We start from the raw sequence: 14,901 nt of genomic DNA, 5'->3' as shown, positions 1-14,901 counted from the left end.
AACCTTCAACAGTCCACTGGACTATTGAAGCAAAGCGACTTATACTCGTCAAAAATCAAAGTCTGACGTCGTTAACTCACCTTGCTGAACTTCAGTTCTAGCTACGATTTTGTTGCCTAGTCAGATGTTGATTTTTATAGAGTATAACGATCTCCTAATTTTTATTCGATTCACTATAGTTTATTTCTTTTTTATTCAGCAAGTCGGACTTGCTGAATTTTCTATTTCGTGATAGGCTAGCATTCAAAGGACAGAATGGCTAAATGAGGTTTAAAAAGGAGAAGAGAAATGTACCAAGATGCGACAGCTATGGCAGAGGCTATTAGAAGCGGCGTGGTGTCAGCGGAAGAATGTGTTAAAGCAAGTATTGATAAGATTGAGGAATTGAACCCAGTTCTGAATGCAGTAGTAAGCACTCAATATGAGCGAGCGTTGGAGCAAGCTAGAAATGTGAAAAAAGATAGTCAGCCCTTTGCAGGTGTTCCGATTCTGTTAAAAGATTTAGGCCAAGAACAGGCAGGGGAATTATCGACATCTGGCTCTCGCTTGTTCGCTCGTTATAGGGCACAAAAGAGTGACCTTTATACGCAGCGGATGGAAGCGCTGGGATTTATCGTCTTAGGGCGGACTAATACTCCAGAATTCGGTTTTAAGAACATTTCAGATAGCCAATTGCATGGGCCTGTGAATTTACCGATGGATGTGACGCGAAATGCAGGTGGATCAAGTGGTGGTTCGGCAGCTGCTGTCGCTTCTGGTATGGTGCCTCTAGCGGGTGCCTCAGATGGTGGTGGTTCTATCCGTATTCCTGCTAGTTTCAATGGTTTAATTGGTTTAAAGACTAGTCGAGGACGGATACCAGTTGGACCTTCCTCTTACCGCGGTTGGCAAGGGGCTTCTGTCCATTTTGCCTTGACCAAATCAATTCGAGATACCAAGCGACTACTCTATCATTTGCAGACCTATCAAGTGGAGGCACCTTTCCCTTTGCAAACCCTATCTTGGGATTGTCTGTTCGCTCCAGAAAAAAGATCGCTCAAAATTGCCTTTTCGCTCAAATCCCCCATTGGAACACAGGTAGAAAAAGAAGCGCAGGAGGCTGTTTTAAGTATATTGCCCCTCTTGGAGCAACTGGGGCATCAAGTGGTTGAATTGACGAGAGATCCGCTAGATGGGATAGAAGCGATGCGTTCGTATTACATGATGAATAGTGTTGAAACGGCACAGATGTTTGTGGAAATTGAACGTAGTTTGGGGCGTAAGGCGACAATTGATGACATGGAGTTGATGACCTGGGCGATTTATCGTAGTGGATTAACGATTCCAGCCTATCGTTATAGTCAGATTTTACAGGACTGGGATCAATACAGTGCCAAAATGGCAGCTTTTCATCAACAGTATGATGTCTTGTTGACTCCTACGGTAGCAAATGCTGCTCCCAAACATGGTCAATTTGCATTAGGCAAAGACATAGAAGAAAAGCTACGGAATATGGATGACTATGAGATGGAGGAGCAGCAAGAATTGATTTGGCAAATGTTTGAAGATGCTTTGGCTTGGACCCCATTTACTGCACAGGCAAATTTGACAGGTCAACCCTCTATCAGTTTACCGGTCTATCAAACAGCTCAAGGTCTACCTATTGGCGTCCAACTAACAGCCACTAAAGGGCGTGAGGATATTCTTTTGTCACTAGCAGAAGAACTTGAAAATGAGGGAACATGCTTTGGTAAAGCGCTTTAAATTTTCGGTTAAAATAATTGCTAAAAATATGCTGTTGTGTTACCATTTTCTTGTCTGTTTTTTGACCTTGAGATAGAGGTTATTCAAGCAATAAAAAGGAGATTTTTATGTTGAAAAAATTACTTGCCTCAGCCCTACTAGTATCCTCGTTGGCATTAGCTGCGTGTTCTGGAAATACAGAAAAAACATCTTCTGCAAATCAGACAGAGTGGGATCGTATTAAAGAGGCAGGAGTGTTGAAAGTTGCAACCCCAGGAACGCTTTATCCAACGTCTTATCATAATGATGACAATGAGTTAGTTGGATATGAAATTGATATGCTCAATGAAATTGGCAAGCGATTAGACATTAAAGTTGAATACCAAGAAATTGGTGTTGCGGAAGCCTTTACATCTGTCGATAGTGGAAAAGTTGATATCGCTGTGAATAACTTTGATACGACAAAAGAACGGTTAGAAAAATACAATTTCTCTATTCCATATAAATACTCTATTGGCGGTATGATTGTTCGTGAAGATGGTTCATCAGGTATTGAAGCGGCTGATTTGAGCGATTGGAAAGGTAAAAAAGCTGGAGGCGGTGCTGGTACTCAGTACATGAAAATCGCAGAGAAATTAGGTGCAGAGCCTGTAATCTATGATAATGTTACGAATGATGTCTACTTGCGCGATGTGTCCACAGGTCGCACAGACTTTATTCCAAATGATTATTATACTCAAGTGATTGCGGTGAAATACATTACGCAACAATTCCCAGATATTAAGGTAAAAATGGGAACGGCTAAATACAATCCGACTGAGCAAGGAATTGTGATGAGTAAGATTGATACGAGCCTAAAAGAAAAGCTAGATGAAGCCCTTAAAGCGATGAAAGAAGATGGAACGCTCAAGGCAATTTCTGAAAAATACTATGCTGGACAAGACTTGACAGAGCCTGAAAAAGGAGTAGAAAGCTTACCAGTTATTGATACATCAGATGTTAAATAGCTTTATAGCAAGAGAATAAATGGGAGTGACGAAGAACCAGTTTGAGTTGTACTGGGAACTTCTGCTCCCTTTTCGATGGTGGAGGAGAAAACATGAATTGGCAGGCTATTTTTAATCTAGAGCTAGCAAGAGAGGCGATTCCTAAGATTTTAGAAGGTTTGCCTTATACTCTTTCCTTATCCCTCATTGGTTTTGCCTTGGGAACTGTTTTTGGCTTTTTTGTAGCCCTTTGTCGGATGTCACGCCTAGCTGTTTTTCGTCATTTAGCCATGCTTCATATTTCCTTGATGCGGGGGATTCCGCTGATGGTCTTGCTCTTTTTTATCTATTTTGGCTTACCTTTTATGGGATTGGAGTTAGATGCGATTAGTGCTAGTATCATTGCGTTTACCCTCATGTCAAGTGCTTATATTTCAGAGATTATTCGTTCATCGCTTTCTGCGATTGATCATGGGCAATGGGAGGCGGCTCGTTCTCTTGGATTAAAGACCTCGATTATCTATCGGAAAGTGATTATTCCCCAAGCCTTTCGGATTGCAGTGCCACCGCTTAGCAATGTTTTGTTAGATATGGTAAAAAGTACCTCGCTGACTGCTATGATTACTGTGCCAGAATTATTTAATAAGGCTAAAATTATCGGTGGAGCTAAGTCAGATTATATGACAGTCTATATCTGTGTAGCCTTGATTTACTGGATGATTTGTACCCTCTATGCACTAGGACAAGTTCATCTGGAAAAACGCTTGGCAACCTATTGAAAAACGAAAAAAGCCTAGAACAGGAACGATCATTTCTGTTTTAGGCTTTTTTATATTATGGCTTCGAGCCAGTTTTTCTCGAAGAGAAAAAAAGAAAACCACCAGCTATGCTGGTGGCTGACAAGGTTTTGAGCTTCCATTTCTTTTTCCTGTTATAATCTAATTGTTCAGGTTAGATAAAAGTCGAAAAATACACAATTTTCAGAATTTTATTGACTTTACCCAGTATTTATTGTATAATATATCTAATCAAGAATAAAGCAGAGAACTCATAATGAATGCACTTATTCAGTATCTTCTTTACTATCGTTTTTGGTAAATAAAAAGGCGCTTAATCGCCTTTTTATTTATAAGCATTCTAATTAATTTAAGTTCAACAAGGAAATAGTTGCAATGCCGGTATGGATAAAAAGATTACGAGATGAATATTTAGAAACGAGACTTCATCCAGGAGAGGACTTTTTATATTGGTTCATCCAAAGAAAAATGACCTGGGGCCAACGTTGGATAGTAGTGCTCATACTCAATTTCATAGTACAACCTCTAATTTGGAATGTATCACTTATTGTATGGATTTTCTGGTTCTCATTTTTTCTTTTAGTTTTTTATATTTTAGGACAGTTATTCTTTTTAGGTAAATCTCTATATCAATCATTTATTAATAAATGAAGAATAGGTATATATTCTATGGGGAATATGATATACAAAAATATATCAATTCTGTGGAAAATGATTTACTATACTAAAAGTTTTTTGTCTATATTGACTTTCTGCAAGATCTTCAGAGCGAGCGAAAATTAGTAGGCACTAATGGCATCGAAGACATGCGCGAATATAAAAGACTTGTTAGCGAAACAAAAGAGCTAGAACGAGAATTATATGCGAGGCTCATTAAAAACTTTCAAGCTCCTGAATATAATATCAATCATGAGAGGGAGTTCGTCAGCCAAGAAGAATATCAGAAATCCTGGGAGGTTTTTCAAGAGGGAATGCTTCCAATCATGGGAGAAACTGCTTTTTATTGGCGAGAAACCACACTTCAAGAAAAGTTGGATTGGGCAAAATCGCACCATACAGAGAAGTTAGTGAAATTAGAAAAAGCAAAAAGCCCTCTTGGAGAAGAAAGAAATTGATTTTTTAATCACAAAAGGACTTATCCTAGTTAGGATAGTTCTTTTTATTTACTGGCAATCTGGACAAATACCATAAACGGTTAAGAGTTCTTTTGTAATTTGATAGCCTGTCTGAGCCTCTACCTGATGTTCGAGGCTGGGCATATTTTCAGCGATCAAATCAGTGATTTTTCCGCAGCGTTCACAGATGACATTTAAATGATCGTGGCCCATGAAGTCGTAGTAGGTGGTTGTATCGTTATTGCGTTTTAATTCAGTGACGAATCCTTCTTCGACTAAGACCTTGAGATTGTTATAGACAGTGGCCAAGCTCATATTGGGATAAGCTGGGCGTAGGTCTTTGTAAATCATCTCGGCGCTTGGATGTTCGGAGCTGTCAATAAGATAGCGAATGACTGCTTTTCTGGTTTCAGTCATCCGTACTCCTTTTTCTTTTAGGTGATTGACGACGTGCGCATAGGCTTCTTGGTGATCAGTATGGTGGATAGGGATAGACATGGCACGCCTCTCTTTCTAATCGTTTTCTTTATTATACCTTATTTAGGGCAAAAGAGCGAATAAAATTCCCTCTCTCGATCTGTCATAGGACAGATGGGATTTGACAATCTTGCAAGAGAGTTTTGGACTGTGGTACAATCATGCTATGACAAGATATAAAGCGATAATTTCCTATGATGGACACGACTTTTCAGGTTTTCAGCGCCAACCCCATGCACGGACCGTTCAGGAGGAATTGGAAAAGACCTTGCGGCGTTTAAATAGAGGACAAGAAGTAGTGGTACACGGAGCGGGGCGGACAGACAGTGGGGTACATGCTTATGGACAAGTCATTCATTTTGACTTGCCAGGCACCCGTGATGTTGAAAAGTTGCGGTTTGCATTGGATACCCAAAGTCCGGAAGATATTGATGTAGTAGCTGTTGCGCAAGTGGCAGACGATTTTCATTGCCGTTATGCTAAACACCAGAAAACCTATGAGTTTTTAGTGGATATTGGTCGGCCGAAGAATCCGATGATGCGGCGCTATGCGACTCATTTTCCCTATGATTTGGAGTTGTCCCGTATGACAGAAGCGATTCGGTCTTTAGTTGGGACTCATGATTTCACAGGTTTTACAGCCTCTGGTACAGCAGTAGAGGACAAGGTACGGACGATTACAGAAGCTCGTGTGGAAGTAGACACAGATCGGAATTTACTGGTCTTCACCTTTACAGGAAATGGCTTTCTCTATAAACAGGTGCGCAATATGGTGGGGACCTTGTTGAAAATTGGCAATCATCGAATGCCGATTGAGCAGATAGAGCGCATTTTGAAAGAAAAAGACAGGCAGTTAGCAGGTCCTACAGCTGCACCCAATGGTCTATACTTAAAGGAGATTTGGTATGAAGAGTAAATACATCGTAGCCCTTTCAGGGAATGATATTTTTAGTGGTGGTGGACTGCATGCAGACTTGACAACCTATACGGTCAATGGCTTGCATGGTTTTGTGGCGGTGACTTGTTTAACTGCTATGACAGAAAAAGGATTTGAAGTTATACCGACTGATGAAGCAGTCTTTGCGAAACAGTTGGCTAGTTTAAAAGATATTCCTTTTGCGGGCATAAAATTAGGATTACTACCCAATGTAGCCATTGCTAAGCAGGTACTCGCCTTTGTGCGTTCTCACCAAGACATTCCGATTGTCCTTGATCCGGTCTTAGTTTGTAAGGAAACACATGATGTAGAAGTGAGTAATCTGCGTGAGGAGTTGCTAGCATTTTTCCCCTATGTTACGATTGTCACTCCGAATGTGGCAGAAGCGGAGCTATTGACCCAAAGAAAAATCCAAACGCTTGATGAGATGAAAGAAGCTGCTCAGGCTTTATACGATTTAGGAGCTAGACATGTGGTTATCAAAGGTGGTAATCGCCTCAATCACGAACATGCACTAGATGTTTACTATGACGGAAAGACGGTTCAAGTGCTAGATTCGCAGGTTTTGAACAATAATAATACAGGTGCTGGTTGTACATTTGCCTCAAGCATTGCCAGTCATTTGGTTCTAGGCAGCAAGGTAGCAGAGGCGGTGACAGAAGCTAAGGATTTTGTCTACCGTGCCATTCAAGCAGCAGACGAATATGGAGTAGTACAATATGAAAATTAATCAAACGCAACGAATCGTGTTATTGTCCATTTTGACGGCTTTGACAGTTGTTTTGGGCTACATACACGTTCCTACTTTAACAGGCTTTATTACATTATTAGATGTCGGAATCTTCTTTACAGCCTTTTATCTTGGAGCAAAAGAGGGAGCAATTGTTGGTGGTTTATCGGGTCTGTTGCTTGATCTCTTACTAGGTTATCCACAATGGGCCTTCTTCAGTCTGCTCTTTCATGGTCTGCAAGGTTATGCAGCTGGTTGGTCAGGAAAGGGTCGGATTCTCGGCTTATTTCTGGCTTCAATTGCCATGGTTGGTGGCTATTTTATAGCGAGTGTGTTCTTGTATAACGCTGCCAGTGCCTTAGATGGTCTTGCCGGAAATCTCATTCAAAATGCAGTCGGAATCATTCTTGGGTCAATCCTTGCAGCTGCAATGACCAAGGTCAGAAAGGTGGCAGCGTAGATGATGGATATGGAAATAATCAGACAGGAAACCTTGACGGTCTTAGAAGAGGTGCTAGAACTCAGCCAAATTCAAAAAGGGCAGTTGTTTGTCTTGGGTCTTTCTTCCAGTGAGGTTTTGGGAGGTTCTATCGGCAAGCACTCTAGTCTTGAAGTCGGCCAAGTGATTGTTAAGACTATATTAGACACTCTTACGGAGAAAGGAATATACCTTGCCGTTCAAGGTTGTGAACATTTAAATCGCGCCTTGGTAGTGGAAAGAGAATTTGCGCTTGCTAAGGATTTAGAAATGGTGAATGTACTACCGAGCTTACATGCAGGGGGTTCAGGTCAGTTAGCAGCTTTTGAGTATATGACAGATCCTATTGAAGTTGAATTTGTCACAGCCTATGCGGGTCTTGACATCGGAGATACCTCGATTGGTATGCATGTCAAACATGTTCAGGTGCCTCTGCGACCGACCTTACGCCAGATTGGACAGGCTCATGTCACAGCGCTTGCTAGTCGGCCAAAATTGATTGGCGGAGCTAGGGCTTTGTATCAAGAAGATAGCATTCGCAAGAGATAGGGAGTAGGACTCAATCGTGATTTTTCAGAAACCGATTGAGTTCACTCTTTTATTTTTAGACTCAGGCTAAACTAATCCACTAGCTTATCCTTGTTTTTTGAATATCAGCAGTCACTTCCTTTGTATCTTACATCCAGATTTTTACCACTTACAGCTCACGGCTGTCCTCTTACTGAAATACCCTTGTTTTTTCCTTGTATCTTGCTAAACTAAGGGTAGATAAAAGGAGGAACTAAAGATGAATATACATCAGTTATGGAAAGTTTTACCGAAAGGAATTGTCCTTGTTTGTGGCTTAGCTATGTTGGTATCTAGTTTTGATGGGATTGTATTGTCTCAGATTGTATCTCGCGTAACGCTCTTTTCAAAAAGCTCAACTGTAGAGGATTTACTTCTCTTTGTGGGAGTTGGTCTGGGTGGAGTATTGATGATCCAGTTAGCTACTTGGTTACAAGATTATCTGAAAAATCAGTTGATAAAAGGTCTCAATCAGCATTATAAGCAAGAATTGATTCGCTCCTTAGCCTTGGCTAAGGAAGATCAATCTGATGTTGGCAACACCATTTCTCTACTAACCGTTGATTTAAAACTGATTGAAGATAAGTATTTTAGAGTTATTTTTGAGTGTATCTTTCATGGTGTGATGGGGTTGATTTCCCTCGTTTACCTCATCTATTTAAATCCCTTTATTTCAATGGTTTATTTGGTATTTGCTCTTTTAGCCATGCTACCGTCCATGCTTTTTGCCAATATGCTAGGGCGGGCAACGGAGCAGTTTACGAAGGCAAATGAAGCCTTTATAAAAAATACCAAGGATTTTTTTCAAGGTTATGCAGTTGTATCGACCTATCAGGCTTTTTCAACTTTCTTTACACGTTCGGATAAGAGCCTTGCGCAAATGGAAACAAGGGGATTGAATCTCAATAATAAACATGCGATGGTTATGTTTATCGGAGCAATGGCTTCATGGGTTGGCTATATTATTCCAACAGCAGTCGGTCTTTTCTTTGTACTAAACGGTCAATTGACCATCACGGTTATCATTGCTCTCTTTCTAGCGAGTGACCGTGTGATTTACCCTTTCCGGAATGTGTCGGTTTACCTACGGATGATTCAATCAACAAAGAGCACACGTGAGAAAATCGCTACAATCCTTGCTCAAGACAGAAAAACGATAGAAACTAAAGAGTTTCATTCTCTCGCAGTACGCCCAACGATTATAGTTTCTAACCTTGCTTTTGGCTATGAAGATAATCTTGTTGATCAGGCAAACTTCTGTATACCATTTGGTAGTAAGGTCTTAATCACAGGTGTATCAGGTAGTGGGAAATCCAGTTTTTTGGATGTGTTGCAGGGGTGCTTGCAGCCAAGGAGTGGACAGGTTGTGTTTGAGGAAAATGGTGATGAAGTTTCTTGTTCAGCTGTTCAGATTGCTCGTATCCAGCAGGAACCCTATTATTTTGATGTGACATTGAGAGAAAACCTGCTGATGGAATTACAGGATGTGCCGGATGAACACTTGCTTGATTTGCTCAATCAAGTAGGATTAGTGAAGGAGTTGGGGGAGACTTGCTTGGATCAAGGCTATGGGGAAAATGGTTCTCAATTATCTGGTGGACAAAAGCAACGGATTGAAATTGCGCGTGCCTTGCTGCATCAGCAACCGATTTTACTAGTAGATGAGGGGACATCGGCTATTGACAAGCAATCGTCTGATATCATTCGCAATCTCTTTTTTGAAACAGACTGTACAATTTTTGAAGTGGCCCACCACTATGACGAAAGAATTAAGCGTTGCTATACCCATCATATTGAGTTGCGCAATCGAGAAATGATTTGCCATGAAATAGCATAAAAGCAAGCTCACTCAGGTTTGTAAAACGTTGTTAACAACCTTCCACACTTCTCAAGTGTATGGCTTCCTAGTTTCTGCATACGGATGATCGGTATCACATTCAAGAGAGGGAGGTCTTGACAGAGTGCGTGCCCAAGCGGATGGGCAAAAGGCTAAATGAATGAGAAAAGTCACAATGTCCATAGCCACAATTTTGTCTTCTCTTAGGGCAAGCGTTACAGACAAAAGGAGCCTTATCAAGGAGAGGGCAAGGAAGCCCATCACTAGTAGACGTTCTGATCTGTCTATTACGTTTGACTTCTTTGGAAACAGTAGTAGGCTCTTTAAGGATGAAATGTGCGATGGTTTTGAAGGATTCTCCTCTTTCTAATCCTAGCTGGATATCATTGCGGTCTGAGAGGGTAAGGTATTTGTATTTTGTCATCGTAAGAGCTCATTTCTAACTCAAACGTCTCAGACTTAATTCCACCATAAAAATCCGTTTTAGACTAACTTCCGCTTCGAAAACGAAAGTGGAACTTACTTTGGGAAATTACCCGCAGAAAAAATAGCTAAATTCTCAAACTAGCTTCCATAGCCTCTTAAAGTGGCATTTAGTCTGATAAAAACGTTAAAAACCAGTGGAAATCTATGTCAGAGTAAGTTCCACTGGTTTTTATAATTGTTGATTTCATGGCTTTTTTAGGCGAATGGTAGTTGGAAAAAGAGCGCACAAAATCCCCTCATCTGAAAGCGTTTCAGATTAAGTTCCGCTATGGTGGAAGTTAGTGTGAGACGTTTGAGTGGATTTTATTCGGTTCGTTTTTAGGATTTATGTTGCAATACTTTAGGAGACTGGCAGACGTCTTCAGCGGGAATTAAGGAAATACCGAGAAGCTTAGCCAGTTCTTCGTCATAGGTAAACGTAAAAAGTTCATAAGCTGACTTTCCATTCAAAGCAGCGCGTTTCACGCTATTGACATGCGAACAGACCAGGTTGATATCGTCCTGAGTTAAGGTATCAAAGCTCGTTCCTTTAGGGAGAATATCTCGCATAAGGGTATGATTCTCCTCTTTCTAATCCTATCTGGATATCATTGCGGTCTGAGAGGGTAAGGTGTTTGTATTTTGTCATCGTAAGAGCTCATTTCTAACCCAAACGTCTCAGACTTAATTCCACCATAAAAATCCGTTTTAGACTAACTTCCGCTTCGAAAACGAAAGTGGAACTTACTTTGGGAAATTACGCGCAGAAAAAATAAAGAAAAAGAGAGTAGTAAGGCTTGACTTTCTCTCTTTTCTTTTGATATAATGGTAGACGGTATTGTTTACCCCATTTGAAAGGCCCCGGAACCCTTCAAATAACTTGCGGACCGGAACATCCGCCCTGTAAACAAAAACGACATTCATATAGGAGAAATCATGAACAAAACAACATACATGGCTAAGCCAGGTGAAGTTGAACGCAAATGGTATGTAGTAGACGCTACTGATGTGCCTCTTGGACGCCTTTCAGCAGTTGTAGCAAGCGTTCTTCGTGGAAAAAACAAACCAACATTTACACCACATACTGATACAGGTGACTTCGTCATCGTTATCAATGCTGAAAAAGTGAAATTGACTGGTAAAAAAGCAACTGATAAAGTTTACTACACTCACTCAATGTACCCAGGTGGATTGAAATCAATCACTGCTGGTGAACTTCGTTCAAAAAATGCAGTGCGTTTGATTGAAAAATCAGTTAAAGGAATGCTTCCACACAACACTCTTGGCCGCGCTCAAGGGATGAAATTGAAAGTATTCGTTGGTTCTGAGCACAACCACGCTGCACAACAACCAGAAGTTCTTGATATTTCAGGACTTATCTAAGGAAAGGAACAAATAAAGTATGTCACAAGCACAATATGCAGGTACTGGACGTCGTAAAAACGCTGTTGCACGCGTTCGCCTTGTTCCAGGAACTGGTAAAATCACTGTTAACAAAAAAGATGTAGAAGAGTACATCCCACACGCTGACCTTCGCTTGGTTATCAACCAACCATTTGCTGTTACATCAACAGTAGGAAGCTACGATGTTTTCGTAAACGTTGTAGGTGGTGGTTATGCAGGTCAATCAGGAGCTATCCGTCACGGTATCGCTCGTGCCCTTCTTCAAGTAGATCCAGACTTCCGCGACTCTCTTAAACGCGCTGGCCTTCTCACACGTGACGCTCGTATGGTAGAACGTAAGAAACCAGGTCTTAAGAAAGCACGTAAGGCATCACAATTTAGTAAACGTTAATATACCGCTATATATCAACGTTTCAGAGCACTCAAGAGTTTCCCTCATGGGTGCTTTTTTCGTGTTTTTTTAAAAAGTTTCCCTCAAAATTTCCCTTATTTTTCCCTTACTTGTTTTTAGAGGTTTCAAAGCAAGTTCACCAACTGCCATTGGGATAACGTTTGAAGTATTGACATAAATCTTAGTGGTAGCTGTATCACTGTGTGTTAGAGCCTCTAAACTCATCCCTTTTTGCTTTGCCAGTGTTGCTCCAGTATGACGTAGTTTATGTGGCGTAGCATGAGCAAGCTCAGGGTGGCGCTTCTTAATAGACTTCATGCGATAGTTTAAATAATCACTGTGCAAAGGTTTATTGACATTGCCTTTAGAGTCAATATAGGTAGGCGGTCAGTCTGAGGGATATTGAATTTAGTAAGCTCCTCTTTCTGTTGAATTTTCCAAGACTGTAGTAAACTCATGATTTCTTTTGGAACTTTAAAAATAGTCTTTTTGTTGCCTTTAGTAGATTTTATAGAACCATGTCTATCTAACGCTTGAACTAAGTGTATTTCATTTTTTGTAAAATCAATATGCTTCCATTGAAGAGCATAACTTTCAGATTTTCTATCACCTAAAAAGAATGTCAGATAGAATAAAACATAGTCTTTTAAAGAGATTTTATTGGCTCCTAAATCTGATTCGAAAGCCTTAAACCATTCTTGAAGTTCTTCCTCTGAAAGATATAATTCTTCGTCTCGTTTTGCAGATTGCAATTGAATTTTTTTAGTTGCTTTGATTCGCTTTAAAATTTTAGAAACTTTGTTTGACTCGATATATTCCAACTCCTCTGCCCAATCAAAAATTGAATTAACATAGCTTCTTACAGTTTTGAAGTTTGCATATTCATTTGCTTTATTGGTCATTAACTGAAGAACTACTTGCTTATTTTGATTAAGAAAATTAAGAGAGTAGATACCAAACATTGGAAGAATATGATTTTTAAAAATTTGAGCAGTATTTTCAATAGTCACTGTCGTAGGAGGTGTATTAGTTGAGGTTGTTTGTCCTGCCTTGTAGGATTCCCACCATATACTGTGGTAGAAATCAGAGAACAGCATCTCAGAGCCACTTGCTGAAATTTCTTCACCTTTTTCAATGCTTTGAATTTTTATTGAAATTTCTAATTCTGCTTGCTTTGCTTCCTTTCTACTCTTAAAACGTTTTTCATAATAATTCCCTTTTTGTATTCCAAGATAAGGACGGTACTCTTTTGGAATATACACTTTTAAACGATAAGAGTTGTTTGTTGTCTTAGTAATTGTCATAGTAATCTCCTTGTCAGAAATCAATGGGCTTGAAAACTACTATGACAAAAGTTATAGTGCATTAGATATTAATTTTCAAATGTTTTTATCCATCTATTGATTTCTTTTCTATCAAATCTTAAGATTTTACCAATGCGAATCACGGGTAAACCTCTTTCTATCCAACTATCCAGTGTATTATTTGAAATACTTAGATAATCACAAACTTGTTTCTTATTTAAGAACGGACTTTCTAAATTGTTATTTTGGCGAATATTGTTAATTTCGCACATTATTAGATTGTATATTTGTTGTTGTAGCTGATTAGAGTATTGTTCCGACAGTATTACTTCCATTCATATCTACCTCCTTTGTATTGACGATTAAGCTTTGTTCGATTTTATTAAAAAGATTAGTTTGCTTAACTGTTTCTGCTTGTTTTGCAAATGGATTGGGTATCCGTTTTTGAACATTATATGAATAATATGTTGCCATGTGTGTTCTCCATTCGAAATATTCTACATGATTAATAAACAAGTTATCCATTTTTATGCATGAGGTAATACGCCTATTTAATTGTTCGAAGCCGTCTTTACTTTTGTATGCGACAAGGTCGTCGTATAACTCTTTAGGTGAAAATGGGGAGGTGATAATAATGATATTAGCGGTCAGGGCTTTATCAAAGTATCGTGAGGGTACAAAAGATTCAAAATTATAGGGATCTAATATTTTTAATAAGTCTTCATATCGAAAAGTCGAAGGGCGTAATTCATCTAAAATAACAACTGTTTCATTTTTATAATTTTGGAATGTATCTTTACTTGAGCCAGATATAAAGTAGTCGTCCTTTTGTTGTTCGGCATAATGTTTTGCTAATCGAGTCTTTCCGACACCCGATTCTCCAAAAATCCAAATAATTTCTTTTGGTTGGTTCTTTTCCCTTTGTTTCTGAACAAATTGAGCGGATAAACTTTGCTGATGTTTAAAAGCAACTGCTTTTAGTTTGTTTACATTCTTAGCGTATTGACTGCCGGATAATAATTTTTCGGCTTCTTCGATGGATAGTGTACCTTCATAAATTTGATTGAGCAAATCATCAATGAACTCTCTATCATTTTTCCGTTTTGCTTGGCTTGCTTGTGTTCGAATTTCATCTATTAATGTAGCATAGTCAAAATTACTGATGACATCTTCGATTGGATATTTATATTTTCCAGTGCTATGTTCGTGAATGAGATAAGCATAGGCATTATTCACTTTCCCTTTTAATACTCTAAATGTCTGCGGATTTTGTTCATCTATTTGCTTTGCAAGGCTCTTAGGACTTAGAGCGTTTTCAAATTCCATAACCAAATGAATATGTGCTGTTTTGAGCTTACCAGTTTCATCTTTATCTTTATCTTTATCGTGAATAATATATGCCCACTTTTTAGGAGCAAGTATCGTAGTAATATCATTGACGACTCTTTTTACATCTTTGTGCTTTAAATATTCTAATTGTTGAACATACATGTGATTCCTACTTCTAATTCTTTCAGTCATTTCTTTCTCCTTTCTGTTAATAAATAATTGACACTGACACAATCTACTGCGGGGGGATAACAAGCGCTCCCCCGCGGTAGATAAGGCTTTTATTGTATTGACACAAAATCAAGATAATTCAGCAACTAAATCAAATGAAATTTTATCTGTCTGTAAGAAACGGGGACGTG

The 14,901-nt window shown here is 39.3% G+C and carries 15 protein-coding genes and 3 pseudogenes; 11 read left to right on the top strand and 7 right to left on the bottom strand.

The features are described 5' to 3' along the window. The first annotated feature begins 288 nt into the window (after positions 1-288). The 4 genes from A4H00_RS02085 (at position 289) to A4H00_RS02065 (ending at position 4,620) form a co-directional block, all read left to right on the top strand. Entirely contained in the window at positions 289-1,743 is a 1,455-nt protein-coding gene (locus tag A4H00_RS02085; protein ID WP_067086710.1) for an amidase, read from the top strand. Between the two features lie 107 nt (positions 1,744-1,850). Next, positions 1,851-2,729 carry a transporter substrate-binding domain-containing protein gene (locus A4H00_RS02080; protein ID WP_067086708.1) on the top strand — a complete coding sequence of 293 codons (879 nt, stop codon included), beginning with the start codon at positions 1,851-1,853 and terminating at the stop codon, positions 2,727-2,729. 92 nt (positions 2,730-2,821) lie between these two features. Further along, complete coding sequence (locus A4H00_RS02075; protein WP_067086704.1) at positions 2,822-3,487, top strand: amino acid ABC transporter permease; 666 nt, start codon at positions 2,822-2,824, stop codon at positions 3,485-3,487. Between the two features lie 824 nt (positions 3,488-4,311). Then, complete coding sequence (locus A4H00_RS02065; protein WP_067086698.1) at positions 4,312-4,620, top strand: hypothetical protein; 309 nt, start codon at positions 4,312-4,314, stop codon at positions 4,618-4,620. A gap of 48 nt (positions 4,621-4,668) precedes the next feature. Here A4H00_RS02065 and A4H00_RS02060 read toward each other — a convergent pair whose 3' ends face one another. Then, complete coding sequence (locus tag A4H00_RS02060; RefSeq protein WP_067086696.1) at positions 4,669-5,118, bottom strand: Fur family transcriptional regulator; 450 nt, start codon at positions 5,116-5,118, stop codon at positions 4,669-4,671. Between the two features lie 145 nt (positions 5,119-5,263). On the opposite strand from A4H00_RS02060, the gene truA reads away from it, so the two are divergent. The 5 genes from truA (at position 5,264) to A4H00_RS02035 (ending at position 9,646) form a co-directional block, all read left to right on the top strand. Then, positions 5,264-6,013, top strand: a complete 750-nt coding sequence (truA, locus tag A4H00_RS02055) for a tRNA pseudouridine(38-40) synthase TruA (protein WP_067086693.1) — start codon at positions 5,264-5,266, stop codon at positions 6,011-6,013. Further along, positions 6,003-6,764: a bifunctional hydroxymethylpyrimidine kinase/phosphomethylpyrimidine kinase gene (locus A4H00_RS02050; protein ID WP_067086691.1), complete on the top strand. Its 762-nt coding sequence runs from the start codon at positions 6,003-6,005 to the stop codon at positions 6,762-6,764. The genes truA and A4H00_RS02050 overlap by 11 nt, the downstream gene beginning before the upstream one ends. Beyond that, a complete protein-coding gene (locus A4H00_RS02045; RefSeq protein WP_067086688.1) occupies positions 6,754-7,224 on the top strand; it encodes an ECF transporter S component in 471 nt (156 codons plus the stop codon). Before A4H00_RS02050 ends, A4H00_RS02045 begins: the two co-directional genes overlap by 11 nt. Positions 7,225-7,227: 3 nt before the next feature. Beyond that, a complete protein-coding gene (locus A4H00_RS02040) occupies positions 7,228-7,791 on the top strand; it encodes a TIGR01440 family protein (protein WP_067091388.1) in 564 nt (187 codons plus the stop codon). A 238-nt stretch (positions 7,792-8,029) separates the two neighbouring features. Beyond that, positions 8,030-9,646, top strand: a complete 1,617-nt coding sequence (locus tag A4H00_RS02035; protein WP_067086685.1) for an ATP-binding cassette domain-containing protein — start codon at positions 8,030-8,032, stop codon at positions 9,644-9,646. A gap of 181 nt (positions 9,647-9,827) precedes the next feature. On the opposite strand, the pseudogene A4H00_RS11370 reads toward A4H00_RS02035, so the two are convergent. From A4H00_RS11370 to A4H00_RS12405, 3 genes and pseudogenes are all read right to left on the bottom strand, one after another. Then, positions 9,828-10,070 (bottom strand): annotated as a pseudogene (locus A4H00_RS11370) (helix-turn-helix domain-containing protein); the annotation flags it as partial. 380 nt (positions 10,071-10,450) lie between these two features. Beyond that, positions 10,451-10,699, bottom strand: a pseudogene (locus A4H00_RS02030) (IS30 family transposase); the annotation flags it as partial. Beyond that, a complete protein-coding gene (locus A4H00_RS12405; protein WP_082815571.1) occupies positions 10,662-10,760 on the bottom strand; it encodes a helix-turn-helix domain-containing protein in 99 nt (32 codons plus the stop codon). The pseudogene A4H00_RS02030 and the gene A4H00_RS12405, both read right to left, overlap by 38 nt. A gap of 287 nt (positions 10,761-11,047) precedes the next feature. On the opposite strand from A4H00_RS12405, the gene rplM reads away from it, so the two are divergent. Continuing rightward, complete coding sequence (gene rplM / locus A4H00_RS02025) at positions 11,048-11,494, top strand: 50S ribosomal protein L13 (protein ID WP_067086679.1); 447 nt, start codon at positions 11,048-11,050, stop codon at positions 11,492-11,494. A gap of 19 nt (positions 11,495-11,513) precedes the next feature. Next, positions 11,514-11,906 (top strand): 30S ribosomal protein S9, encoded by a 393-nt coding sequence (gene rpsI, locus A4H00_RS02020; protein WP_067086676.1) that lies wholly within the window; start codon positions 11,514-11,516, stop codon positions 11,904-11,906. Between the two features lie 69 nt (positions 11,907-11,975). On the opposite strand, the pseudogene A4H00_RS11640 reads toward rpsI, so the two are convergent. The 3 genes and pseudogenes from A4H00_RS11640 to A4H00_RS02005 all read right to left on the bottom strand — a co-directional run bounded on the left by A4H00_RS11640 (position 11,976) and on the right by A4H00_RS02005 (position 14,731). Further along, a pseudogene (locus A4H00_RS11640) lies at positions 11,976-13,210 on the bottom strand (site-specific integrase). Between the two features lie 68 nt (positions 13,211-13,278). Then, positions 13,279-13,545 (bottom strand): helix-turn-helix transcriptional regulator, encoded by a 267-nt coding sequence (locus A4H00_RS02010; RefSeq protein ID WP_067086673.1) that lies wholly within the window; start codon positions 13,543-13,545, stop codon positions 13,279-13,281. Next, the gene (locus A4H00_RS02005; RefSeq protein WP_067086671.1) at positions 13,514-14,731 is read right to left on the bottom strand and encodes a Rep family protein; all 1,218 of its coding nucleotides are present in this window, start codon (positions 14,729-14,731) and stop codon (positions 13,514-13,516) included. The genes A4H00_RS02010 and A4H00_RS02005 overlap by 32 nt, the downstream gene beginning before the upstream one ends. Positions 14,732-14,901 lie beyond the last annotated feature (170 nt).

This window comes from Streptococcus marmotae (assembly GCF_001623565.1).
Lineage (GTDB): Bacteria > Bacillota > Bacilli > Lactobacillales > Streptococcaceae > Streptococcus > Streptococcus marmotae.
This window is presented reverse-complemented; position numbering and strand designations above follow the sequence as displayed.